Raw genomic sequence first — 23,659 nt, 5'->3', positions numbered from 1 at the left:
TACTACAACATCTCTAACTTGGCTTTGCCGTAAAGCCTTACTGTGACGAGTGACCTGAACGCGCTTCTTTGCGTTCTCGTGAAACTGCCTCGAACAGCGTAAAATAAGCCAGCACGGCAAGATTAGCGACAAACCAAAGGTCTTTAATAACGAACTGGCCTAAACGGTTAACGATGGTGGCACTGTTAAAGGTATCCGGCACAGTAAACAAAAATGTTTGGGTCATCAAAAATACGGATAAACAAGCCAGTCCACTCGCAATGACCATTGGTTTGTTCTTAATATAAATGGCTACGCCCAAAACAAGCGCAAAGAAGACGTCAAAACCACCTATTACATTCGATGCTCCCTGTACGCTGAACACATCATAAAGCCACGACATAAACGGCGAGGTTTCTACTAACCCAACAATTGCATTGGCTTCAAACTCGAAAAACTTCATGCTTCCTATCCATAGTAAAACCATGGCTACAGGTGCAAAGTTAAGGTAAGTCAGCTGTTTATGCGAAAGTTTGTCGCGATAAAACAAGAACAGAAAAAGCGGTAATACTGCGAAGTACTTTATGATGCCTTGACCACTTCCGATAATCGGGAAGCCGCCTAAATCAGCCATCCATCGCCCGGGAGATAACAAGGTGAGTAGGGGGATTGCAGTAACCAATGCAGCGAATAGCGTAACCGTTTTTGCTGACACTAGCTTAAATCGTGCTGCAAATGTCATTAAGGCTAGCAGCAATAATGTAATCCCAGTGATAGCACCAAGTGCACTTTCACTAACTATTGCGCCTAACGAATAGAAGTTAAAAGTAGTTATTAGTGCATTGGCGTTTGCACCCAGTAAAAATGTTAGGCCAAGAACAGAGAAGCTGAAAGTTATTAAGGCGGTTACCAGGTTTTCGGTTTGGTGTAGTGTCATAAAGCATCCGTAAATACTGCAAGTTTTGCGAAGTGTATGTAGAGACCTGCCTAAGTATCACTAAAATTTCAATGGTTTGATAATTAATTGGGTATATCGCAGCGCACGAATAAGGATTTATCGAAAAAATAAGAACTTATCTAATAGCCGTGGTCATAAGTATCGCAGGTTTGAAAAAACGTGGCCTTTAAGTAGTGGTTGTTTAAAAAGTGAAACAAATAGAGGGAAAGAATGAAACAGGCAGGCGTTAAGATACAGCATCGGTTTGGGGCCTGGTTGGCAGTGGGCTTGGGTGCAACTTTAGCGGCTTGTGGTGCGCGGCCCCCAGAAGTCATTGAACAGCCGATAGCAAGTGTTGAAGAAGTTGAAAAATTAGAGCATGTTGTTGATACCTCATTGCCTCTGGTACAGCAGGCCTATTCTATTGAGTCTGAAAAAGTGTGTGATAAACAAGGTGGTGACTGGAAGAAAGTGGGCCGACAGCAGGCGTATGCTTGCGTTTTACCGGCGAGTGATGCTGGCAATACCTGCAATGACAGCAGCGAGTGCGAAGTGGCCTGTGTTACAGGAAACAACCAGCTAGAAGCAGGGCAAAAAGCCAGTGGCGTGTGTCTAGAAACTACGGATTTGTTCGGCTGTAGAGCCTATGTGTCTAACGGTGTGGTGGAGCATACCCTCTGTGTTGATTAAGCGAGCTCAAATGAAGCGCACGCCATCGGCAATCCGCTTCATGGAAAATGCGTTAATTAACGTTCGGGAAGTCGAGTCTGTCCAGCTCACTCGCCGTCTCATTACATTCGCCTAATAGGTGCAGCCTATCTTCGGTTTGATGTGTATCGATTTCTATATAGCCGGTTTGGCAATACCCTGTTTCATCCAATTTTTCATCAAGAGAGGCATAGAGTTGCTCAGTCATTCTATCACTGCTATCTGACGAATTTTGTGATGAGCCTCCTCGGTTTTCCTGCCCTCCACGGCCGCCACGACCACCACCTTCACCCCCTTGACCACGGCCGCCTCTGCCGCCACCTTTAGCGCCTTCTCGCGGTTTCATTAATGGAATGCTAAACGCGAAGAGCTTGGTACCGTCCTGCTTGATTTTCGTTTCAAAGAATATTTCATCCATGTCTAAAGGTGGTGGCCTATGAGCACACGCACTGACAATTAACGATGTCGTTATGACTAATAGTGTTTTTTTCATTTTATTTAACGCTTATTTGAACCACGTCACTTTGAGACTAAGCGGTCTTTAAAGTTGCAGTTGCCAGTGTAAGTTTTAAGTAAAGTGAACACGCGCAGTGAATAGGTTTACCGTTTTCCCAATGCGCTAATTGTGCAACACTTACGTATTCATATTTTAAATAACTTATATCAGCAATTTGCTTATTTACAGGGATAGGTTTCATGCTTTCCAACATCATTCGCTTTTCGAAAAACATCATCGTGTCGTTAATTGCTATCTTTGTGTGCTTTGGCGTACTTGATTTCTTTTGGCTTGGCGTTATCGCGGACGGCTGGTATCAAAGTGAGATGGCGCCCTTGCTTAGAAGTCAATTTATCACGTGGCCTTGGGTAGTGTTTTATTTAATGTATGGATGCGTGGTGTTTGTACTTGCTGTGGTAGCGAACAGAGAGAAATCGCTACTTTATGCTGGAATAGATGGCGCGCTTTTAGGATTAGCCAGTTATGGCGCTTACAACTTAACGGCATACAGCATTATTGAAGGTTTTACATTGTTCATTATGCTGGTTGATTGGGCGTGGGGAACGTGCCTAACCAGCGCGAGCGCTATGGCCGGCTGGTTAGGGTTTCAGCTCGTTAAGGAAAAGAGTAGCGAATAATGCGCTTTAATACGCTACCGTACTGCTTTAGAAATCCGCCAGTGTTGTAGTGCATGCCGTGTTCTTTGAATACGGTTTCTACCTTGGGGGCCATTTCTCTGTAGCGCCTAGCGGGGATATCCGGGAACAAATGGTGCTCAATCTGAAAACTTAAATGCCCAGTAAGAACATGAAACAAGTTGCCGCCTTTGATGTTAGATGAGCCTAGCGCTTGACGGTAGTACCACTGTCCTCGCGTCTCGTTAACGCAATCTTCCTCTTTGAATGTTTCTACATCGCCAGTGAAATGACCACAGAATATGATAGTCGACGTCCACAAATTACGCAGTAAGTTGGCAACAAGGTTGCCTGCAAGTACCCATAAAAATAAGGGGCCAGCTATCAGAGGAAATAGCACATAGTCTTTTACTAATTGACGTGCGCCCTTGCTGAAAAAGCGCTTCTTAAGCTCGCTATGGGTAACCTGATTCTTGCGGTTGTCTTTTTTCTTTCCAAAAAAGACCCGCTCAGCGGCCATCTCGTGATAAGACACGCCCCACTGAAACATCACGCTAAGTACGATATAAGTTGCGAACTGCCATAGGTTTTTTACACGCCATCTGAAATCGTTAGACAGGCGAAGCAAGCCATAGCCAAAGTCTCTATCTTTGCCAATAATGTTGGTATAGGTGTGATGTTCGTAATTATGAACGCGATTCCAGCTTGCGCCATCACAGGCAATATCCCACTCATAGCTTTTCGAGTTAATATGTTTATCGTTCATCCAGTCGTACTGACCGTGCATCACGTTATGGCCAATTTCCATATTGTCGAGAATTTTAGCCGTTGCTAAGCTTAATACGCCGGCAACCCAGAGCAGCGGTTGAATGAATCCCAACATTAAAAGTATCCGTCCGCTCCACTCGCAAATTCGCTGAACAAGAATAATACGTCGGATATACGCCGCATCTTCAGCACCCACTTTTCGTTTAATGTCAGCTTTAATTTCATCAAGCTGAGCGGCAAGTAACTCGTAGTTCGGTTTCTCTTTAGTGCTCGTTGACCGAATTACTTGAGTATTATGAGTTTCACACTCCGGTAAGCGCGCTTGTTCAATCGCCTCTTCTCGGTGTTGTTTGTCTATTGCTACGCTTGTGTTCATAGTTGAATCTCCACATCGGTAACGGCTCGTGATACACACAACTGAATAAGTTGCTCTGCGCTATCTGAAAGTTCGCCAGTACGGGTATCTCTTACCACGCCTCTTTTCTTAACACATTGACACTGATGACAAATCCCCATTCCACAGCCATAGGTCACAGGTTGTTCTGCTTGTTGAAGCTGTGAAAGCAGGGTTTGCTGATTATCGATAGCCAAAGATTGGCCGTTGTGAATTAAAGAGAAGGTTTCGCTTTCGGTAAGGCTTGTGTTGCTCACCACAGGCAACGCAGCGAAATGTTCGCTTGAAACAGGTGCGCTAATTGTCTTTGCATAACTTTCAACTTGCTCGAACATGGCATGTGGGCCACACACTAACCAGTGTGCATCGGCGAAATAAGATAAATGGGCTTCTACGTCCCCATCTTTTTGCTTGGTTAAAACATCATAGGTGAGGCTTTCACAGCGTTTACTAAAGGCAGATAGCTCGTTAAGCAATACGTGTTCATTGGGCTTAGCAAAATAAAGCAAATGCACCGCTTTTTGATTTACCTCTGCATTGTTAATAGCATCGTCAAGCATGGCAATGAAAGGGGTAATGCCTGAGCCACCCGCAATCATAAGGAGAGGCTTTTGCGTTTCAGGCCATGCAAACTCTCCCATGGGGGCTGAGATATTTACCCATTGATTAGCCACACAGGTATGTAGGTAAGGTGTTAGCGCGCCTTGGGCTTTTACCTTAGTCACCAAGCGGATCTGCTTGTCTCTTTGGTAGGTATTAGCACCACTTGCTATGGTAAATACACGGGTGGTGAGCCTGCCATTAATCTCTATGGTTAACGCGATATGCTGCCCCGCGGTATGAGTGGGCCACGAACTATCTGGCTCAAGTACCACCTCGAGCATATCCGTGCTTACGCTGTTTACTGTTATAACTCTGGCTCTGAAATACCCATCGCGCCATGCGGGTTTAATTTGCTGAATCAGTACTTCCCAATAGCCCTTCCAAGAGCCGTGGTGGAATATGCGATCAGTAAATTTATCTAGTAATTGTCTCAATGTAGAAATCACACCTATTTAACGTCGGAATATTTTCAATACAAAAAAGGATGAAATATTTAAGCGTACAAGTGTACGCTAATTCAGCGAACAAGTGTAAGCTTAAAATTTTCTGCGTCAAGAGGTGATAGTGAATTTTTGGTGTAACGTCGTCGAAATGGGCTAATACTTTTGCGAAAAATGCAAAAGTGCTTTGTAAAAAGTACGGGTTCTGACAAAGCTAATGGGCCTCATTTATAGGGTTACATAAGATGAAACTGCAAAAGTGAAAAACTTAAAGGACCCCCATTATGAAATTATTTGAAACCGTATCGCTGGCTGGAAAAACGCTTAAAAACCGCGTTGTTATGCCACCGATGACCCGCTCCCGCTCAACACAGCCAGGAGATGTGCCAAATGCGTTAATGGCAGATTATTACGCCCAACGCGCAAGCGCAGGGCTAATCGTAAGTGAGGGCACACAAATTTCTGCGCTAGGTAAGGGATATGCTTGGACGCCAGGTATCTATACTAAGACCCAAATTGAAGGCTGGAAACTAGTAACAGATAAAGTACATGACGCAGGTGGTGTAATGTACGCACAACTTTGGCACGTGGGTCGTGTTTCTCATCCATCAAATACAGAAGGGCAGCAGCCTATCAGTGCATCTCCAATTCAAGCAAAAGGGGTTAAGGTATTCGTGGATGAAGATGGCAACCCTGGCTTTGTAGACTCAGTCATGCCAAGGGAAATGACCATTGAAGATATAAAAGCCGTGGTGGAAGAGTATCGCGTTGCTGCAAGAAACGCGGTTGATGCCGGATTCGATGGCATCGAGTTGCATTCTGCTAATGGTTACTTGCTTAACCAGTTTATTGATTCTCAGAGTAATGCAAGAACTGATGAATACGGCGGAGGTGTACAGAACCGTATTCGATTCTTGAAAGAAGTGGTGCAGGCTGTGTCTGAGGAAATTGGCGCTGATAAAGTAGGTGTACGTCTAGCGCCCTTAACAACATTAAATGGGACGGTCGACAACAATCCGGAAGAGACCTACCTTGCAATAGCTTCAATGCTAAACAGCTTTAATGTTGGCTATATGCACATTGCAGAGGCCGACTGGGACGATGCACCGCAAATGCCGATATCCTTCAAGCAGGCTATTCGCAAAGCATTCAGCGGTATATTGATTTATGCAGGAAAGTACGACAAGGCGCGTGCCGAAAGTGCGCTGTCAGCAGGGTGGGCAGATATGATTGGTTTTGGCCGTCCTTTCGTAGCAAACCCTGATTTACCCTATCGATTAGAGAATAATCTACCGTTAAACACACATAATCCCGACACCTTGTTCGGTGGCGATGAGAAAGGCTATACGGATTATACGTTGGCTAAATAGGCGTAAATGTAAAGGTGAGCACTACTGCGCATAAAGAGGCTCGCCTCCTTTATGCGCTCGGCAACTTACCTATACGCACTGCAGTTTACAATTGAGAATACGTAAGTATGTATGATTAATTACGTTGGCAGATTGCAGTGCGCTTACAATATGGCAACGCGATTAGACGTTGCGGTTTCGAAATAGCCAAGCGGCGATACCACTTCCAGCTATTAACATTGAGGTGGCCAGCCATAGTTTTGAAATAGGCGTACCATTGGGGCACTGTAGCGCCATGGTTGCGCCGGCTAAGTTCTGACAGTCAACAAGTTGGCCTAATGCCAATACTAAGAGACCGAGAAGTACTCCGATAACAGCATAAGACAAATTATTTAACGACATTCTTTTCCTATTACTTTTCCAATTATCGCTTATAACGACTTTATGGTTTGCACTGCACACTTGTGGGAAGCGAGAATGTGCTAAACCAGTGCATCGAATTAAGATGCCAATAAGCGTTTAATGCTTTATAAGTTTAATCTTATGGGCTTTGACTGTATTACCAATGCCAGCTGCGCGCCGTTTATCGGTAATATTATTCAATTCACCTTAAGCGACTAAAAAATATTCGCTAGCTTATGCAAAAACTAGGTCGCAATATTTGCGCCAACCCCTATCAAAATTCCTTCAAATTCGGTACTATCCGCGGTCTTAAATTTTTAACGAAATAAGCGGACTATGTTTGAAATAAACCCCGTTACTAATGCGATAAAAGATATCCGCGAGCGCACCGAAGCGCTTAGGGGGTATCTTTGACTTTGATGCAAAGTCAGAGCGTTTAGAAGAAGTTAGCCGAGAGTTAGAAAGTCCTGATGTTTGGAACGAGCCAGACAGAGCGCAGGCACTTGGCAAGGAAAAAGTGGCCCTAGAGCAAATCGTTGAAACGATCCATAAGCTCGACCAGGGAACTGAAGACGTTGAAGGTCTTGTTGAATTGGCCGTTGAAGCCGAAGATGAAGATACTTTCAACGAGGCCCAAAGTGAACTTGAAGGCTTAATTGAGCAGCTAGAAGTGCTTGAGTTTCGCCGTATGTTTTCTGGTCCAAATGATGAGAACGACTGCTACATTGATATTCAGTCGGGCTCTGGTGGTACAGAAGCGCAAGATTGGGCCAATATGCTGCTTCGCATGTATTTGCGTTGGGGTGAAGCCCACGGTTTTAAAACTGAACTTATTGAAGTATCAGACGGTGATGTAGCCGGGATTAAAAGTGCAACTTTGCGTATTCAGGGCGAATATGCATTTGGTTGGCTACGTACAGAAACCGGCGTGCACCGTTTGGTTCGTAAGTCACCGTTTGACTCGGGTAACCGCCGTCATACGTCATTTTCATCAGCGTTTGTATACCCAGAAATTGACGACGATATTGATATAGATATTAACCCGTCTGACTTACGTATCGATACCTATCGCGCATCGGGCGCAGGTGGACAGCACGTAAACAGAACGGACTCTGCGGTACGTATTACTCACGAGCCAACGGGTATTGTGGTGCAGTGTCAAAATGATCGCTCGCAGCACAAAAACAAAGATCAGGCGATGAAGCAGTTAAAAGCCAAACTTTATGAGTTTGAACTGCAAAAACAAAACGCTGAAAAACAAGCGATGGAAGACAGCAAATCTGATATCGGCTGGGGAAGTCAAATACGCTCTTACGTACTTGACGACTCTCGCATTAAAGATTTGCGTACTGGCGTGGAAACACGTAACACTCAAGCCGTGCTAGATGGCGACTTGGACAAATTTATTGAAGCCAGCCTGAAATCTGGGCTGTAAACCGAACAACGAAGTGAAAGGTTATGACTGACCAACAAACAGACGATAACAAATTGATTGCAGAGCGCCGTGCCAAGCTAAGCGCTATTCGCGAGCAGTGCCGTGCAAACGGTTTCCCAAACAGCTTCCGTCGCGAAAACTATGCGGATGAGCTTCAAGCTAAGTTCGGTGAATTCGACAAAGAAACGCTACAAGAGCAGGGTAATAAAGTAAGCATTGCTGGCCGTATCATGGCAAAGCGTGGTCCTTTCATGCTGCTTCAAGATATGACAGGCCGTATTCAAGCTTACGCTGATAAAGACACGCAAAAAGCCCTTAAAGCAAAATACGGTGCGCTGGATATTGGTGACATCATTGGTGTAGCGGGCGACTTGCACAAGTCAGGTAAAGGCGACCTATACGTAAACATGGAGCAATACGAGTTGCTAACTAAAGCACTGCGTCCATTGCCAGAAAAGTTCCATGGTTTGAGCGACCAGGAAACTAAGTATCGCCAGCGTTATGTTGACCTAATTACAAGTGAACAAACGCGCAAAACCTTCATGATCCGTAGCAAGATCGTAAACGGTATTCGCAATTATCTTACCGAACGTGACTACCTTGAAGTAGAAACGCCAATGCTACAGGTTATTCCGGGTGGTGCGACTGCGAAGCCGTTTGTAACTCACCACAATGCGTTAGATATCGATATGTACCTGCGTATTGCACCAGAGCTTTACCTTAAGCGCCTAGTGGTTGGTGGTTTTGAGCGTGTGTTCGAAATTAACCGTAACTTCCGTAACGAAGGCTTATCAACCCGTCACAACCCAGAGTTTACTATGCTTGAATTCTACCAAGCGTATGCAGACTACAACGACCTGATGAACCTTACCGAAGATATGCTGCGCACGCTGGCAGAAGATATTCTTGGTACAAGCATTATCAAAAATACAACTAAAGACGCTGAAGGCAACGTAACGTCTGAAGTTGAATACGATTTTGGTAAGCCGTTTGACCGCTTAAGCATGGGCGAAGCTATTCTTAAGTACTGGCCAGAAGCTAACGAGGAAGCTATTCGCGACCCAGAAGCTAACCTTGATGCGCTTAAAGCGATGGCAAAACAGCTTCACATCAAAGAGCCTGAAGTTGACGGTATTTGGGGTGCAGGTAAGTATCTTTGTGAAATCTTCGAAGCAACCGCTGAAGAAAAGCTTGAGCAGCCTACGTTTATTACAGAATATCCGTGGGAAGTATCGCCGCTTGCGCGCCGTAACGACAACAACCCATTCATTACCGACCGCTTCGAGTTCTTTGTAGGTGGACGTGAATTAGCGAATGGCTTTAGCGAGCTTAACGACCCAGAAGATCAGGCAGAACGTTTTGCGAAGCAGGTTGAAGAAAAAGATGCAGGCGATGATGAAGCCATGCACTTTGACGACGATTACATTCGCGCGCTTGAATATGGTTTGCCGCCAACGGCGGGTGAAGGTATCGGGATTGACCGTCTAGCTATGCTATTTACTGATAGCTCAACAATTAAAGATGTTATCTTGTTCCCACACATGAAGCCTCAGGCGCCAAAAGACGCGCAAGATGCGGGTGAACAAGAATAATCTTAATCCTTAAATTGCGTGATTTAGGTGCTCGGCGCTGTTAAAGCTTAAGCGCCTTAACACGCTCTACTAAAAGGGTATTCTCGGGAACGGGAATACCCTTTTTTGTTGCCATATCTACAATGTAACCGTTGATGGCGTCTATTTCTGTTTGTCTACCGTGGGCCACATCCTGATGCATACTGGAGTAGTTTTCACCTGTTGCATTAGCTACCGACAGTACGTTTTCATGAACTGACCGGGCATCGAAATCTAGCTCGTAAGCATTCGCTACCTGTGTGAACTCATTGCAAATTGCGATACGGCTTTGCTCAAATTCTGCATCAGCGATATGCTTATTTTGGATATTGTGAAGTGCCGTTAGTGGGTTAATTACGGCATTAACGGAAAGCTTGGTCCACAGTGCTTTTAAAATATCACTTCGGTACTGCACGGGCGGAAGCGCACTATTTAAAGTAGCAATTGCGTTTGCAAGCAACGGTGCTACTTGTATAAGGTCTGCTAGCTTTTGAGGTATTGGCTTAGCTAAATTAGGCGCGCCAATTTGCGTTGCGCCAACTCCAGTATACTTCACATGAAAATCGCCGCTTAATGTACTTTCTTTTAACGCACCGTGACTCGTTGTAGCAAGAAGCAGCGGATAATCGCCGCCTAACAAATTTCGTGCAACCTCTAAACCGCCCATACCATTGTGCATCAGTACAACCGTCGGTTTTTGATTAAGGTAGGGAAGCCATTGTATTAGAGCTGCGTTAAGTTGGTACACTTTAAGTGGGAGTATTAACACGTCATCTTTTTCGAGAACGACAGGCGCTGACATAGCAGCTTTCAGTTCAATACTTTGACCATCTTGCCATTGTGCGCGAGCTGGCATGGTCCTAATATTTCTGGGGTAGCAATCATAGGGCACGCCATTTTTATGAGCGCTCGCTGCAATTAAACTCCCGATGGCACCGCCACCGACTATGTGTAGTTTTCCCATTAATATCTATCAAATGTTGTATAAGGTTACGGTTTTACTTATGCGGAACTGGCTTAACTCAACAATGTTCTTTAACAGATGCAGACATAAAGCGCGCTGGTATTGAAGGCCATGGATAAGTCTCAGGCACATTAAGTTCCTTTATCCAGGCTTGCACGTCTTCTTGGTTAATTACTTCGCCTGTATCAAAAGGTGCGCTTACCGCTAATTCACCTTTAGATAGAGGAAGGCGCAAGTGCCAAGCATGAAGGTAGAGCCTGTCTGACGCCGCGCCGCCGTAAAGTGCATCACCTAAAATAGGGGCTCCAACGCTTTTGAGCGCGACTCGAATTTGATGGGTTTTCCCTGAATGAGGTTTAACAACGAAACCACGAATGCCGGGTTTAGCAGCGCTACTGAAAAACTGAGTTATCGCTGGGCTTTCCTGAGTTTTAAGTAAAATGCGCTGGCCGCCGCGACGATTTTTCATATCGCCGATTATCGTGCCCTGTTTCTTTTTAGGTTTGTTATCGCTCAAGGCTAAGTAGAATTTGCTAACCCGTCTTGATGAAAAAAGCTCGCCGATTTCTGCCGCCACTGTGGCGTTTTTAGCCAGACACAAACAACCTGAGGTACCGGTATCTAAACGGTGACAAAGGTGCAATTCTTTAACGGCGAGCTGCTTTTTTAAAACAGTAACAATGCCGTCTACCTTTCCTGCTTTAATACCTTCAGTTGTTTCCTGTTCTACGCCAGCGTCATTACCAGCGTCATGCATGGCAACGCCAACAGGCTTATTAACGACAAGAAGCTCAGCGTTTTCAAAGAGGATAGGGATGTGCAGCACTAGCTATTTTCTAACTCTTCGATAGCTTCTTCATAATCTAGCTCGTCAACCGCATCGATAATAGCCGTGCGTTTTTCTTGCGGTAAGGCAAGGGCGTCTAGCCATTCGTCTAACTTATCCTGCGCAATAAACTCACTGGCTTTCAGTGCCGCTAATAATTGCTTTCGAGCTTGCTCAGCGGCAGCGCCATTTGCAGGGGCAGAAGCGGTAACTTCTGGCTCTTTGATGAGCGCATCTACCGTGGTAATGGTCTCATTTAGCACAGCGACAAACGCAGGGTATTCATCAGCTACTTGTCTGTCATTTCGAAAGCTGGCTTCAACCGGCTTGCTTGCGTTGTGAAGCGCAAACATACCAAGATTTCCTGTCACTCCCTTAAGGGTATGAACAAGTGAATAAGCCTCAGTGAAGTCACCCTTTGCTATATGCGCTTGTAAGTCAGCATCAAGAGAACGGTATTCGTCCGTGAACTTACCTAGTAGGGTGAACAACAGTTTTTTGTTACCGCTTAACTGTGACATTCCGAAGTCTATATCAAGTACTGTTGTTGACTGATCCATACATCTATCCTTTTATTTCGCAACTTCTTTCCGGACAATTTCTAGTCCGAACGCAAACCATTTGTCAGTTCATTCGTACCGCTTAACGAATTCAACTGGCTAAAGCCTTTATTACTAAAGACTATGAAGTGTAAGTGTATTTCAGAAATACACAAATTAATACAATCATAGCAAAGTCAAAGCAAGTAAAGCGTTAAAAAGTCTGGTAGTCTTCGAAAATTCGCTCGCGCTTTTGAAATCGCAACTTCATTCTTGACCGTAAAGTTAAGTGGTTACGTCAAAGTGAAGTTAGAGTGAAGGCGAGTGAAAACATGTAGTAATTGAAAAGGAATCATCATGTCAGGAAAACTGACCCTTCGTACCCTCTTTATGGCCATAGGCGTCATTGCAGTATCAGCGTGTCAGCACGTGCAGGAAGAACAGGCGATTAGTAATTCAGATACCGCCGTAGTCACATCAAATAGCGTATCTATTCCTTATGAAAAATATACGCTTAGTAACGGGCTGACCGTCATCCTTCACGAAGACCATTCAGATCCGCTGGTTCATGTCGATGTAACCTATCATGTCGGTTCGGCACGAGAAGAAATTGGCAAATCCGGCTTTGCCCACTTTTTCGAACACATGATGTTTCAAGGATCAAAACACGTTGCTGATGAGCAGCATTTTAAAGTTATTACAGAATCTGGCGGCAATTTAAACGGCACGACAAATACCGATCGCACTAACTACTTTGAGACTGTGCCGGCAAACCAGTTAGAAAAAGTGTTATGGCTTGAGTCTGACAGAATGGGCTACTTGCTAGAAGCCGTAGACCAAACCAAATTTGAAAATCAAAGAGAGACAGTTAAAAACGAACGCGCACAACGGGTGGACAACCAGCCTTACGGGTTGCGTTTTGAGCTTAATGGCGAAGCGTTGTACCCTGAAGGTCACCCGTATTCCTGGATGACCATTGGTTATGTAGAAGACTTAGATCGGGTAAACGTAAACGACTTAAAAGCCTTCTTTAAGCGCTGGTATGGCCCTAACAACGCTGTACTTACCATCGGTGGAGATATCGATGTAGCTAAAACTAAAGCTTGGGTGAAGAAGTACTTCGGCGAAATACCAGCAGGCCCCGCAGTAGAAGAGCCTGAGCCGCAGCCGGTGACGTTAAACGAAACCCGTTATGTTACCCTTGAAGATAAGGTTCACCTTCCACTTCTTCAAATAACCTATCCAACAGTATACGGTCGCCACGAAGATGAAGCGCCGCTAGATGTTTTAGCCGATATTTTAGGTGGTGGTAAAACGTCATTGTTTTATAAAAACTTAGTAAAAGAGGGTATGGCAGTGCAGGCCGTGGTGTCTCATCCTTGCCGTGAACTCGCCTGTGAATTTCAGCTACTTGCCTTGGCTAATCCAGCAAAAATTACCTCGCTCTCAACACTTCAAAATGTGCTGAGTGAAACACTTAAAGAGTTCGAAACAAGAGGTGTCACCGCCGATGATTTAGCGCGCACAAAAGGTAAAATTGAAGCGCGTACGGTGTTCGGCTTACAAAGTGTGTCTGGCAAAGTGTCAGCCCTTGCTGCTAACGAAACCTTCTATCAAACGCCTGATTTAATAGCCGAGGATATCGAGCGCTATAACGCGGTAACGGCTGAAGACATCATGCGTGTTTACAACAAGTATATTAAAGATGCCAACAGCGTAGTACTAAGTGTGGTACCAAAGGGGCAGGTGCAACTTGCTGCGGCCGAGCAGAACTTTGAGCGCCCGGTAAGAAATATTGAGATAGAAACCGCAGAGGTTACAGATGAGGAAGCCTTTACCAGCGCAGCATCAAGTTTCGATAGAAGCGAAATGCCAAAGGCTGGCGAGGCTCCGGTTGTAGAAGTTCCTGATTATTGGGAAGCTGAACTTGCTAACGGTATAGAAATGCTTGGCGTTACCAGTACTGAAACACCAACGGTAACGTTAACCCTAGGCATGGATGGTGGCATGTTGTTAGACCCTGAAGGTAAAGCTGGTACGGCTTATCTGACGGCTTTGCTTATGAATGAAACTACAAAAAATTACAGTAACGAAGAATTGGCTAACGAGCTTGCTAAGCTGGGAAGTGCTATCCGATTCAGCACTTCTGGTAGGTACTCGCAAGTCTATGTATCAACTTTAACTAAGCATTTAGATGAAACCCTAGCACTGTTAAAAGAAAAGTTGTTCAACCCAGCGTTTACGCAAGAAGACTTCAACCGCATGAAAGAGCGTGTTGTGCAGGGGTTACAGCAGCAAGCCAAAACGCCTTCAAGCCTGGCGCGTCGTGCACGAGACCTAGTCTTGTTTGGGGAAGAGAATCGCGTAAGCCTGCCTGACGAAGGTACTTTAGAATCAGTACAAAACATCACGTTAGAAGACATTAAAGCGTTTTACGCCAATTATTACTCACCTGATAAAGCGAGTATTGTTGTTGTCGGTAACTTACCGAAAGAGGCTATGGTAAATACTTTAGAATTCATCGGTAAGTGGCAAGGTAAAACCTATGAGTTCGCTGATTATAGCGACTTTCCTAAGTATGAAGAAAATCAGATATTCTTGATAGATAGCCCTGAAGCGGTGCAGTCAGTGGTATATCTAGTTGATCGAAGCCTACCTTTTGATGCAACAGGCGATCACTTTAAGTCTCGTCTTATGAACTTCCCATTAGGGGGGGCATTTAATAGCCGTATAAATCTTAACTTGCGAGAAGATAAAGGCTTCACCTATGGAGCAAATAGCGGCTTTGTGGGTGGTAAAACACTTGGGTGGTTTGAAGCAAGTACCGACTTAACCGCTGCTAATACAGGTGAAGGCATTTCTGAAATTCTTAAAGAGGTTAATCGCTACCGCACCGAGGGCGTGAATGAAGAAGAAATAGCCTTTATGCGCAATGCCTTTACGCTAAGCGATGCGTTAGAATTTGAAACACCTGCCAGCAAAGCACGCTTCCTAAGACAGCTGCTTAGTTACGATTTGGAGAAAGGCTATCGTGAAGAGCAGCTTACTATTATCAACAATATTGATAAGGAAACGATGGATGCGTTAGCGAAGCAATATTTGAATCTCGATAAGATGCAAATTATTGTAGTAGGTGATAAAGCTAAAATTTTGCCTCAGTTAAACGCGCTATCGATGCCAATTATCGAATTATCAGTAGAGAGTAATACCCGAGAAACGTTAAACTGATAGATTGATTTTTGTTGAATTTACACTATTGCCCCCCATAAAAGGGGGCAATATTGACATAACGGACCACCATTTTGACTGTAGACTCATCCCGTTTTGAAGCGCGCATCGCTGCGCTTAAGTCACCCGAGTTCCTAGCTGCGCTTAAAGACATAAAGCGCGGAGTAGAGCGCGAGGCCCTTCGTATAAACCCGAACGGTACGTTGGCGCAAACGCCTCATCCTAAACCTCTGGGCTCTGCACTGACTCACGATTCAATAACTACAGACTTTTCTGAATCACTGCTTGAGTTCATTACACCGCCAGAGAATAGCGCAGCCAAAACCATCAATCAGTTAAAAGATATCCATAGGTTTGTTATTGATAACATTGATGACGAGCAGATATGGCCGCTAAGCATGCCGTGTTTCATCGAAGATGAAGCCGACATTCCTATCGCTTACTTTGGTGAATCAAATGTAGGGAAAATGAAACGGGTGTACCGTATTGGCCTTAAAAACCGTTATGGCAGTATGATGCAGGCTATTGCTGGCGTTCATTTTAACTTTTCTCTACCAGACAGCTTTTGGAAACTATGGGCTGAACTGAACGGTAAAGAACATTCGCAAGACCAGATTTCAGCGGATTATTTTGGGTTAATTCGCAATTATCGTCGTCTATGCTGGCTCATTCCTTATCTCTACGGCGCGTCTCCAGCACTTTGTGGTTCGTTCCTAAAAGGTAAAAAGCACGCTTTGCCGTTTAAGAAAGTGGGCAAAGGTACGGTATACATGCCCCATGCCACATGTCTTCGAATGAGTGACTTGGGCTATACCAGTGCCGAGCAGTCTTCGCTTAAAATCTGTTACAACCAGTTAGATAATTACGTCAAGCTGTTGCGGGATGCCATGAATACACCGTCTACGCGCTTCAGCCAGTTTGCTGCTGGGGATGAGGGCAATTATCAGCAACTTAGCCGCAATATCATTCAGATTGAAAATGAACTCTACTCGCCTATACGACCAAAGCAGCCTACCAGGTCAATGGAAAAGCCAACAGACGCCTTGGTTCGCCGCGGTATCAATTACATTGAAGTACGTGCGCTAGACGTAAATCCGTTTTCCGCAGTGGGTATTTCACAGACCCAGTTTGATTTCTTAGATGTATTTTTAGTTGCGTGTTTACTAATGCCAAGTGCTGAACTTGATGAAACACAGCTTAACGAAGCTAAAGAGAATATGAACCGAGTAGTATTAGAGGGTAGAAACCCGGACCTAGTGCTACAAAATGGTGGCGTGGATATCACGTTACCTCAATGGTGTACTTCGCTGTTTGAGTCTTTCGAGCAGGCCGCTGAGTTACTTGATATGGCTAACGATACTTCTCGCTACGGTGAAGCAGTAAAAACTGAGTTTGCCAAAGTACAAGACCCTGAGTTAACGCCGTCAGGCAAACTGCTTTCTATGCTTTTAGCAGACGACAAAGACAATGGGGTGCTAGGGTTAGAACTGGCACAAGCTTATCAATCTGAGATGAAATCTTTTGAATACACGGATACGGATGCTGCTGGATTTGCTGCCCAAGCTGACGTGTCGTTTGCTGCTCAAAAAGAAATAGAAGCGGCTGACGTGAAAGACTTCGATACATTCATACGTGATTATTTCGCTGAAGCCCCAGCAAAAAAAAATGCCTGACATAGGTCAGGCATTAAAAGGTTCCAGGGAAACACACATTTTACTAGAACATTAGTTAAGACAAGCTATGAACCAAAAGTTCAAAAAACTGGTTGTTTTTTTATCAACTCTCATCGTTCTTTTTCCGCTGTTTATCGCTGGGTGCGCAACTACGCCTCCTAAAGACATCAGTAATTTGTGCGAAATATTCTACGAAAAGGATGATTGGTATGATGCAGCTGCTGACGCCAGAGATAAGTGGGGCGTGCCCATCCATGTGCCTATGGCCATGATGTACCAGGAAAGCTCTTTCCGTCACGATGCGCTACCACCTCGCGATTATGTGTTCTTCGGGCTTATTCCTTGGGGGCGTGTCAGTTCGGCGTATGGTTACTCACAGGCTAAAACGCCTACGTGGGCAGACTACATGCGCGAGACTGATAATAGTGGTGCGGATAGAGATGATTTTGAAGATGCCATCGACTTTATGGGTTGGTTTATCTACAAATCGCAAAAAGTGAACGGTATTTCTAAATGGGATGCTTACGCGCAATACCTAAATTATCACGAAGGATGGGGCGGCTATAAGCGCAGAAGCTATGACAGAAAACCTTGGCTTAAGAAGGTGGCGTCAAAAGTAAAAGCCCGTTCTTTGCGTTACGCGACACAACTGAAAACCTGCGAAGAAGATCTTCAAAAAGGTTGGTTTATGAAGCTGTTTAGCTAGCTTTAAAAAGCGAATATTTATTTAGTATTTAAGACGCGACTTTTAAGTCGCGTTTTTTAAGTCGCGTTTTTTATGTCAGTAAGAGACTGATTATCGAGAAGTAGTGAATGAAAACAACACGGCAATACTCATTGTGGCAGATGAAAAAATGAGGGATAGACGGGCGTCTATCCCTCAGCGACGCTAAGCCAAGACCGTTTTTTACCCAACGTCGAACAGGCATTTACAAGATAGTGTAAATGATAATGATTTGCAATAACTTTATGGTGTTATTTTTACTTTCTTTAAATTACGCAGTTTTCTTGGTTAGTTTGCAGGCGCAATCTTAGATCCTACTTTATACTTTACTCACAACTAGCAATACTGCATTAGGTAAAAAGTAGCGACAGCAATTTATGGACAACGAAAAGTTTAGCGCACACGGCGATGTTAAGGCTCACTTCGTAGAGGACAGACGGATACTAACCATCGATCTCAACGGCCCTTTCAATTTAGAGTTTATCCGCAAATATCAACGTGTGGTGGGCGCAGAAAGAAGAAAGATTAATGTTCCTCGTTGGGCAAGCCTAGTTAATATTTACGGCTTGGCGCTTGCGCCCCTAGAAGGTACAGCAGATGCGCAACTGATAGTAGAGGAAGCTGTGGACTCAGGGCTTGTTGCCACCGCTGTAGTACTTCATGAACCAGAGGGACTCGCACTGCAGCAAAAGTTTTGGTCTAGAATTTACGATGCATCCACAATACCGTTCCAGTTTTTTAGTGAAGCACCTAAAGCCTCAGAGTGGTTGAGCGAGAAAATTACTTCTGGCATGCGCACGAAGGGCGTTTATCAAAACAACAACATTATAAGGTAAAGGGTAAAGAGTACGAACAGTGCGAACTCATTCGTTTTCTCGGTTTCTATCTTTGAAATTATTTCCTTTTCATTAAATGATCTAAGCATCACAACACTTCTTATCAATTCTATAAAGGCATAACAGGAGGTAGCCATGGTAGGAAGTCAGCATCAATATCGTTTTTTCAACGTCAATGATGTGCTATTTGATATTCCAAGCAGCGTATACGACGACAGAACGGTAGACGACTGGTTTGCGGCAATTGTTAAAGAAGGGAGAAAGAGAGAACATTGGGTAATATTCTCTATCCCTGATAAAAGTTTAACTGTCACCCATACCGCAGCAAAGCAACTCTGTAGCCGATTGCCCTATCTAAAATCTTATGGTTGTCTTGGCTTTTTGCTTTTAGCGACACACACTAACGCAAAGATTTTTCAACACAGTTTAAAATCTACGCCTTCTAACTTTGACATGAAAGTGAGTGAGTCGATGGAAACACTCTGTAGGACTGCTGAGTTGATGCTAGGGAATGAAAACGAGCTCAATATCTTTAACCGATTTGGGTCGAGATAATGTAAAGCGCTCGGTATGCCTGCGCTCTAATTACCCTAACAAAATATAAATGTTAAAATGACAACCTCAATTTGACCTAGATCAAGCATACTAAAAGTTGCCGAAAGGCTAATTTTCACTATTGATCTAGATCACAATCGCTAACACCAGTCTCTTCTATTATGAACTTAGTTAAAGAGGAGACTTATTATGATGTGGACTATGATGAAAGACCCAGTGGTGTGGGGCTCACTATTAGGTATAGGCATTATTGTAGCGATGATGATGTATTACACTTATCTATTTATGCATAACAGTGCAGATGAAGATAAATAGACCGCACTACGCAGCATTGCCCTATCGTTTGTTGTTTTGAAGCGGTATGTCAATAAGCACCAGTAATGCAGCTTGCCCGCCGTATTCAAGAGGGGCTTGATGGAAAGCGCGTACGTGTGGGTGCTGGACTAAGTAATGAGGTAGGGCAGCTTTTAACACGCCCTGCCCAAAACCGTGCATCACGCAAACACAATCAATCAGTTCTTTTCTCGCCGTGTGAATAAGCGCCGCAAGCTCTGCTTTTGCCATTTCTCGGGTTAACCCATGCAAATCCAGTGTCATTTCGGGCGAGTAGTCGCCGCGACGTAACTGTTTCAAAATATGTGTAGACTCACCTTCTTGGCAAAAGCGCATAGGACCTTCTTGAGGTAGTGCCGCTTGATACATGTCAGAAAAATTAAAACTAGCTGCCAGTTGCTTGCTGTGTTTTAGATGTTTACCTTTTATTTGCTGTGACTTTTTAAATAACTCAACCTTTTTATCAGGCTCTACCTTATCTTGCGATATAGGTGTGACGCCCTGCATTACATCAGCAAACGAAAAAGTCTCTTCTTCAGCGCTTGAGGACGTATTGCGCTTATTTGCGCCCTCTAGCCCAGTTCGCCCCGTAGGACGCTTTGGTTCAGCCAGTTGCTTTTTTAATGCTTTGAGTTCTTTTTTAAAGGTTTTCATCAAATATAGCTTTGGTAAATAAACACAAGTTCAATAATTCAAAACGCCTAAATTATAACGAATAGAAAGATTCGGTACGTAGTTAATTATGTGAATCGGTATGAAGTTTGGGTATGATACCAGCTTTGAAATTTTTGATGTACCCAAACGCCATGACCGATAAGTTTTACCTTGAAGAAGCCATTGAAGATCTGCATACCCTGTTAGATATGACACGATGGGCAACCAGCCGTTTTAACGATGCGGCTTTGTACTTTGGTCATGGTACTGATAATGCGTGGGACGAAGCGACTAGCCTCGTTATGCAGGCACTGCATTTACCTCACCCTATCTTAGAGCAGGCTGGCGAGAGCATTCTTAGCTCTCGCTTGACCAAAAGTGAACGTGAAAAAATTGCCGAGCTTGTTTTAAAGCGCGTACAAACTCGCATGCCGTTGCCTTATATTACAAACGAGGCCTGGTTTTGCGGTATTCCATTTTACGTGGATGAACGTGTGCTTATTCCACGTTCGCCATTTGCCGAGCTTATTCAAAACGAATTCACCCCTTTTGTTGAGTCAGCGCCAAATACTATTCTCGACATGTGCACAGGCGGTGCGTGTATCGCTATTGCACTTGCTCATGCATACCCTGAAGCCCAAGTGGATGCCGTTGATATTAGTACGGATGCACTGGAAGTGGCTGACATCAATATTCAGGAACATGGTCTTAGTCATCGGGTTTATCCCATTCAGTCAGATTTGTTTTCTAGCCTAGAAGGGCAGAAATACGACCTTATCGTGTCTAACCCGCCTTATGTTGACGCGGAAGACATGGCTGACCTGCCAGAAGAGTATCATCACGAGCCTGAACTTGCGCTCGCCGCAGGCGACGACGGTTTAGACCTTGTGGACATTATGCTTAAAGATGCGCCAAATTACCTTAATGATGGCGGCTGGCTGTTCGTAGAAGTAGGCAACAGCGAAGTGCACATGAACGAAAGGTTCCCTGGTTTAGAAGTCATTTGGTTAGAGTTTGAAAATGGCGGTTCAGGTATTTTTGCCGTGCGCAAAGACACACTCGTACAGTATTTTAGTAGTAAGGATTAATAGTTAATTATGTCAGGTAACAGCTTCGGAAAACTTTTCACTGTAACCACGTTTGGTGAAAGCCACGGCATTGCAATTGGCGGTGTAGTAGACGGTTGTCCTCCAGGGCTTGAGATCACAGAAGAAGATCTTCAGGTGGATTTAGACAGACGCAAACCAGGCACTTCGCGCTATACCACAGCGCGAAGAGAAGACGACGAAGTACAAATTCTATCTGGCGTATTTGAAGGCAAGACCACAGGCACTAGCATTGGTTTGTTGATTAAAAATAAAGATCAGCGAAGCCAAGATTACGGCAATATTAAAGACCGCTTCCGCCCAGGTCATGCTGACTATACCTATGACCAAAAATACGGTAGCCGTGACTATCGCGGTGGTGGACGTTCATCAGCCCGCGAAACAGCTATTCGCGTAGCCGCTGGCGGTATTGCCAAGAAGTACCTGAAAGAAGTGCACGGTATTGAGGTGTTGGGTTATTTGTCTCAGCTTGGCCCTGTTAGCTTTGATAAGGTGGATCACAGCGTCACCAATACCAACCCGTTTTTCTGCCCAGATGAGTCTAAGCTAGATGCGCTGGATGAATACATGCGTGACCTTAAAAAATCTGGTGACAGCATTGGCGCGAAAGTGTCGGTTGTAGCGAAGAATGTGCCCGTTGGCCTTGGCGAGCCTGTTTTTGATAGACTGGATGCTGAAATTGCCCACGCTATGATGGGAATTAACGCGGTGAAAGGCGTTGAAATTGGCGACGGTTTTGATGTTATTAATCAAAAGGGCAGTGAACATCGCGATACGTTAACGCCTGAAGGGTTTACGTCTAATCATGCCGGTGGCGTGCTAGGTGGCATTTCTACTGGTCAGGATATTGAAGTACACATGGCGCTTAAGCCGACCTCGAGCATTTCGGTACCGGGTAAAACTATTAATAAAGACAATGAAGAGATTGATATAGTAACCAAAGGACGTCACGACCCGTGCGTAGGTATTCGTGCTGTACCCATTGCTGAAGCCATGCTGGCACTGGTATTGATGGACCACTTGCTGCGTCACCGTGCGCAAAATGCCGGTGTGCTATCGACCACCAAACCCATTGCGGGTCAGGCATAATATTTTTAACCCCAATACCGCGACATTCTTGCGGGTTAAAAATACGCGCAGCATGAGCGCATGTTGCGCTAACTAATTTCACTATTCGCCACTACCCGTTTTGCGCTAGTGGCGTTTTTGCATATGGAGATGTGAATTGTCATCTAATGGTCTAAACCACGCCAAAAGCGCTGATCCAAGCGCAAAAAGTAGCAAAACTGCGCTCTTTATCCTTGCTATTACCTACTGGCTATACTTCGGACAACTTGGTGTACTTGTTCCATACTTGGGGATCTTTCTCGATGGGCGGGGCTTTTCTTCTGCCGAAATTGGTGAGCTTTTTGCCGTCATTACCCTAGCGCGTATTCTAGGCCCTGGCTTGTGGGCAGGGGTTGCTGATAAAACGGGAAACGCTATAGGCGTTATGCGTTTAGGCTGCTTTCTTACGGTGCTGACTTTTAGCTCTGTCTTTTACTTCACTAGTTTTTGGGGGCTTACGCTGGCGTTCGGCCTTATGATGATGTTTTGGACAGCGGTATTGCCTCAGCTTGAAGTCATCACTATGAATACAGTGGCGAAAACCAAGGCTACCTATGGGCAAATAAGGCTATGGGGGAGCGTTGGATTTATCTGTTTAACGGTAGGTGTGGGTAAGGCCCTAGATATTTTTTCTACCGATACGCCAGTACACGCCAGTGTTGGTGTACTTGCACTTTTATTTATTAGTACCTTGTTTATACGCGCGCCGAAAGAAGCAGCGTCTGAATCGTCTACGGCGGGCAGTATTTGGAAGTACGCTAAGCAAAAACCTTTTGCTATTTTTATCTTCGCTTCAGCGTGCTTACAAATTAGCTTTGGTGCGTATTACGGCTTTTTTGCCCTCTATATGCGAGACCTTGATTACAGCGGACAACAAACCGGCATATTTATCGCGCTGGGGGTACTTGCTGAAGTGGGGATATTTCTTGTTGCCCGCAGGCTTATTAGTCAATTTGGCGTGTGGAATTTATTGTTTGTAAGTATCGCGCTCACAGGGTTACGTTGGTACGTAATGGCGGCATTTGCTGACAGCTTTATGGTGATCGTATTAAGCCAGCTTATTCATGCGTTAAGCTTTGGGTTAACCCATGCGGTATCGGTACACTTTATTCACCAGTTTTTACCTAAGGCGTATCACAGCCGAGGGCAAGCGGTGTACATTAGTGTCGCTTTTGGACTGGGTGGCGCATTGGGTAATTACATGGCGGGGCAGCAATGGCAACAGGGCACTAACGCCTATGAGACCTTTGTCACCGCAGCCGTTTTTGCAGCAATCGGCGCACTGTCATTACTATTGTGTTCACGAAAAGAAATGGAAAGCGCACAAGCAGCTTAATACCTTTTTCTGAGGACGTACC

At 44.7% G+C, this 23,659-nt stretch carries 23 protein-coding genes; 14 read left to right on the top strand and 9 right to left on the bottom strand.

The genetic code is table 11. The features are described from left to right. Positions 1 to 37 precede the first annotated feature (37 nt). Positions 38 to 916 (bottom strand): DUF417 family protein, encoded by an 879-nt coding sequence (locus tag ACXACS_RS16065; RefSeq protein ID WP_474808053.1) that lies wholly within the window; start codon positions 914 to 916, stop codon positions 38 to 40. A 231-nt stretch (positions 917 to 1,147) separates the two neighbouring features. Between ACXACS_RS16065 and ACXACS_RS16060 the strand changes: the two genes are divergently transcribed. Beyond that, the gene (locus ACXACS_RS16060; protein ID WP_474808051.1) at positions 1,148 to 1,606 is read left to right on the top strand and encodes a hypothetical protein; all 459 of its coding nucleotides are present in this window, start codon (positions 1,148 to 1,150) and stop codon (positions 1,604 to 1,606) included. 52 nt (positions 1,607 to 1,658) lie between these two features. Here ACXACS_RS16060 and ACXACS_RS16055 read toward each other — a convergent pair whose 3' ends face one another. Then, positions 1,659 to 2,117 carry a hypothetical protein gene (locus tag ACXACS_RS16055; protein WP_474808049.1) on the bottom strand — a complete coding sequence of 153 codons (459 nt, stop codon included), beginning with the start codon at positions 2,115 to 2,117 and terminating at the stop codon, positions 1,659 to 1,661. A 203-nt stretch (positions 2,118 to 2,320) separates the two neighbouring features. Here ACXACS_RS16055 and ACXACS_RS16050 point away from each other — a divergent pair, with 203 nt between their 5' ends. After that, positions 2,321 to 2,758, top strand: a complete 438-nt coding sequence (locus ACXACS_RS16050; protein WP_474808048.1) for a DUF2177 family protein — start codon at positions 2,321 to 2,323, stop codon at positions 2,756 to 2,758. On the opposite strand, the gene ACXACS_RS16045 is transcribed toward ACXACS_RS16050, so the two are convergent. Together ACXACS_RS16045 and ACXACS_RS16040 are read right to left on the bottom strand one after the other, a co-directional pair. After that, positions 2,736 to 3,899: a fatty acid desaturase family protein gene (locus ACXACS_RS16045; RefSeq protein ID WP_474808046.1), complete on the bottom strand. Its 1,164-nt coding sequence runs from the start codon at positions 3,897 to 3,899 to the stop codon at positions 2,736 to 2,738. The two genes, ACXACS_RS16050 and ACXACS_RS16045, sit on opposite strands and share 23 nt — an antisense overlap. Then, positions 3,896 to 4,954: a flavin reductase family protein gene (locus ACXACS_RS16040; RefSeq protein ID WP_474808044.1), complete on the bottom strand. Its 1,059-nt coding sequence runs from the start codon at positions 4,952 to 4,954 to the stop codon at positions 3,896 to 3,898. Before ACXACS_RS16040 ends, ACXACS_RS16045 begins: the two co-directional genes overlap by 4 nt. Before the next feature lie 290 nt (positions 4,955 to 5,244). Here ACXACS_RS16040 and ACXACS_RS16035 point away from each other — a divergent pair, with 290 nt between their 5' ends. Beyond that, positions 5,245 to 6,330 (top strand): alkene reductase, encoded by a 1,086-nt coding sequence (locus tag ACXACS_RS16035; protein WP_474808043.1) that lies wholly within the window; start codon positions 5,245 to 5,247, stop codon positions 6,328 to 6,330. A 162-nt stretch (positions 6,331 to 6,492) separates the two neighbouring features. On the opposite strand, the gene ACXACS_RS16030 is transcribed toward ACXACS_RS16035, so the two are convergent. Continuing rightward, entirely contained in the window at positions 6,493 to 6,711 is a 219-nt protein-coding gene (locus tag ACXACS_RS16030; RefSeq protein WP_474808041.1) for a hypothetical protein, read from the bottom strand. 336 nt (positions 6,712 to 7,047) lie between these two features. Between ACXACS_RS16030 and prfB the strand changes: the two genes are divergently transcribed. Continuing rightward, positions 7,048 to 8,146, top strand: a protein-coding gene (gene prfB, locus ACXACS_RS16025; RefSeq protein ID WP_474808039.1) for a peptide chain release factor 2 whose coding sequence is annotated in 2 segments (ribosomal slippage) — positions 7,048 to 7,122 and positions 7,124 to 8,146 — 1,098 coding nt in all. Because the reading frame shifts where the segments join, the coding sequence is not laid out codon by codon here. Between the two features lie 23 nt (positions 8,147 to 8,169). After that, complete coding sequence (lysS, locus tag ACXACS_RS16020) at positions 8,170 to 9,738, top strand: lysine--tRNA ligase (RefSeq protein ID WP_474808037.1); 1,569 nt, start codon at positions 8,170 to 8,172, stop codon at positions 9,736 to 9,738. A 40-nt stretch (positions 9,739 to 9,778) separates the two neighbouring features. On the opposite strand, the gene ACXACS_RS16015 is transcribed toward lysS, so the two are convergent. Genes ACXACS_RS16015 through ACXACS_RS16005 form a run of 3 tightly spaced genes read right to left on the bottom strand, consistent with a single transcriptional unit; the run spans position 9,779 to position 12,106 of the window. After that, complete coding sequence (locus ACXACS_RS16015) at positions 9,779 to 10,720, bottom strand: ketopantoate reductase family protein (RefSeq protein ID WP_474808035.1); 942 nt, start codon at positions 10,718 to 10,720, stop codon at positions 9,779 to 9,781. Between the two features lie 58 nt (positions 10,721 to 10,778). Further along, complete coding sequence (locus tag ACXACS_RS16010) at positions 10,779 to 11,546, bottom strand: pseudouridine synthase (RefSeq protein ID WP_474808033.1); 768 nt, start codon at positions 11,544 to 11,546, stop codon at positions 10,779 to 10,781. Beyond that, positions 11,546 to 12,106 (bottom strand): Hpt domain-containing protein, encoded by a 561-nt coding sequence (locus ACXACS_RS16005; protein WP_474808031.1) that lies wholly within the window; start codon positions 12,104 to 12,106, stop codon positions 11,546 to 11,548. Before ACXACS_RS16005 ends, ACXACS_RS16010 begins: the two co-directional genes overlap by 1 nt. Before the next feature lie 336 nt (positions 12,107 to 12,442). On the opposite strand from ACXACS_RS16005, the gene ACXACS_RS16000 reads away from it, so the two are divergent. The 6 genes from ACXACS_RS16000 (at position 12,443) to ACXACS_RS15975 (ending at position 19,416) form a co-directional block, all read left to right on the top strand. Beyond that, the gene (locus ACXACS_RS16000) at positions 12,443 to 15,313 is read left to right on the top strand and encodes a M16 family metallopeptidase (protein WP_474808029.1); all 2,871 of its coding nucleotides are present in this window, start codon (positions 12,443 to 12,445) and stop codon (positions 15,311 to 15,313) included. Positions 15,314 to 15,387: 74 nt separating this feature from the next. Next, a complete protein-coding gene (gene gshA, locus ACXACS_RS15995; protein ID WP_474808027.1) occupies positions 15,388 to 16,986 on the top strand; it encodes a glutamate--cysteine ligase in 1,599 nt (532 codons plus the stop codon). A gap of 67 nt (positions 16,987 to 17,053) precedes the next feature. After that, positions 17,054 to 17,692, top strand: a complete 639-nt coding sequence (locus ACXACS_RS15990) for a transglycosylase SLT domain-containing protein (RefSeq protein ID WP_269916053.1) — start codon at positions 17,054 to 17,056, stop codon at positions 17,690 to 17,692. 395 nt (positions 17,693 to 18,087) lie between these two features. Next, a complete protein-coding gene (locus tag ACXACS_RS15985; protein ID WP_474808025.1) occupies positions 18,088 to 18,546 on the top strand; it encodes a hypothetical protein in 459 nt (152 codons plus the stop codon). Between the two features lie 135 nt (positions 18,547 to 18,681). Beyond that, entirely contained in the window at positions 18,682 to 19,101 is a 420-nt protein-coding gene (locus tag ACXACS_RS15980) for a hypothetical protein (RefSeq protein ID WP_474808023.1), read from the top strand. Between the two features lie 189 nt (positions 19,102 to 19,290). Next, positions 19,291 to 19,416 carry a hypothetical protein gene (locus ACXACS_RS15975; RefSeq protein ID WP_259462646.1) on the top strand — a complete coding sequence of 42 codons (126 nt, stop codon included), beginning with the start codon at positions 19,291 to 19,293 and terminating at the stop codon, positions 19,414 to 19,416. Positions 19,417 to 19,437: 21 nt separating this feature from the next. Here ACXACS_RS15975 and smrB read toward each other — a convergent pair whose 3' ends face one another. After that, positions 19,438 to 20,088 carry an endonuclease SmrB gene (gene smrB, locus ACXACS_RS15970; RefSeq protein ID WP_474808021.1) on the bottom strand — a complete coding sequence of 217 codons (651 nt, stop codon included), beginning with the start codon at positions 20,086 to 20,088 and terminating at the stop codon, positions 19,438 to 19,440. 152 nt (positions 20,089 to 20,240) lie between these two features. Here smrB and prmB point away from each other — a divergent pair, with 152 nt between their 5' ends. From prmB to ACXACS_RS15955, 3 genes are all read left to right on the top strand, one after another. Continuing rightward, complete coding sequence (prmB, locus tag ACXACS_RS15965; RefSeq protein WP_474809309.1) at positions 20,241 to 21,176, top strand: 50S ribosomal protein L3 N(5)-glutamine methyltransferase; 936 nt, start codon at positions 20,241 to 20,243, stop codon at positions 21,174 to 21,176. Positions 21,177 to 21,185: 9 nt separating this feature from the next. Next, the gene (gene aroC, locus ACXACS_RS15960) at positions 21,186 to 22,283 is read left to right on the top strand and encodes a chorismate synthase (protein ID WP_474808020.1); all 1,098 of its coding nucleotides are present in this window, start codon (positions 21,186 to 21,188) and stop codon (positions 22,281 to 22,283) included. 136 nt (positions 22,284 to 22,419) lie between these two features. After that, the gene (locus ACXACS_RS15955; RefSeq protein ID WP_474808019.1) at positions 22,420 to 23,637 is read left to right on the top strand and encodes an MFS transporter; all 1,218 of its coding nucleotides are present in this window, start codon (positions 22,420 to 22,422) and stop codon (positions 23,635 to 23,637) included. Positions 23,638 to 23,659 lie beyond the last annotated feature (22 nt).

It is taken from the genome of Alteromonas sp. AWM4_230 (assembly GCF_056158305.1).
The sequence above is the reverse complement of the archived record's forward strand: the minus strand, read 5'-3'. Positions and strand labels throughout refer to the sequence as shown.

Excerpts from the sequence above, each read along its gene's own strand:
- ACXACS_RS16065 (WP_474808053.1), bottom strand. The coding sequence starts at position 916 with ATGACACTACACCAAACCGAAAACCTGGTAACCGCCTTAATAACTTTC.
- ACXACS_RS16060 (WP_474808051.1), top strand. The coding sequence starts at position 1,148 with ATGAAACAGGCAGGCGTTAAGATACAGCATCGGTTTGGGGCCTGGTTG.
- ACXACS_RS16055 (WP_474808049.1), bottom strand. The coding sequence starts at position 2,117 with ATGAAAAAAACACTATTAGTCATAACGACATCGTTAATTGTCAGTGCG.
- ACXACS_RS16050 (WP_474808048.1), top strand. The coding sequence starts at position 2,321 with ATGCTTTCCAACATCATTCGCTTTTCGAAAAACATCATCGTGTCGTTA.
- ACXACS_RS16045 (WP_474808046.1), bottom strand. The coding sequence starts at position 3,899 with ATGAACACAAGCGTAGCAATAGACAAACAACACCGAGAAGAGGCGATT.
- ACXACS_RS16035 (WP_474808043.1), top strand. The coding sequence starts at position 5,245 with ATGAAATTATTTGAAACCGTATCGCTGGCTGGAAAAACGCTTAAAAAC.
- ACXACS_RS16030 (WP_474808041.1), bottom strand. The coding sequence starts at position 6,711 with ATGTCGTTAAATAATTTGTCTTATGCTGTTATCGGAGTACTTCTCGGT.
- lysS (WP_474808037.1), top strand. The coding sequence starts at position 8,170 with ATGACTGACCAACAAACAGACGATAACAAATTGATTGCAGAGCGCCGT.
- ACXACS_RS16015 (WP_474808035.1), bottom strand. The coding sequence starts at position 10,720 with ATGGGAAAACTACACATAGTCGGTGGCGGTGCCATCGGGAGTTTAATT.
- ACXACS_RS16005 (WP_474808031.1), bottom strand. The coding sequence starts at position 12,106 with ATGGATCAGTCAACAACAGTACTTGATATAGACTTCGGAATGTCACAG.
- ACXACS_RS16000 (WP_474808029.1), top strand. The coding sequence starts at position 12,443 with ATGTCAGGAAAACTGACCCTTCGTACCCTCTTTATGGCCATAGGCGTC.
- ACXACS_RS15990 (WP_269916053.1), top strand. The coding sequence starts at position 17,054 with ATGAACCAAAAGTTCAAAAAACTGGTTGTTTTTTTATCAACTCTCATC.
- ACXACS_RS15985 (WP_474808025.1), top strand. The coding sequence starts at position 18,088 with ATGGACAACGAAAAGTTTAGCGCACACGGCGATGTTAAGGCTCACTTC.
- ACXACS_RS15980 (WP_474808023.1), top strand. The coding sequence starts at position 18,682 with ATGGTAGGAAGTCAGCATCAATATCGTTTTTTCAACGTCAATGATGTG.
- ACXACS_RS15975 (WP_259462646.1), top strand. The coding sequence starts at position 19,291 with ATGATGTGGACTATGATGAAAGACCCAGTGGTGTGGGGCTCACTATTA.
- smrB (WP_474808021.1), bottom strand. The coding sequence starts at position 20,088 with ATGAAAACCTTTAAAAAAGAACTCAAAGCATTAAAAAAGCAACTGGCT.
- prmB (WP_474809309.1), top strand. The coding sequence starts at position 20,241 with ATGACCGATAAGTTTTACCTTGAAGAAGCCATTGAAGATCTGCATACC.
- aroC (WP_474808020.1), top strand. The coding sequence starts at position 21,186 with ATGTCAGGTAACAGCTTCGGAAAACTTTTCACTGTAACCACGTTTGGT.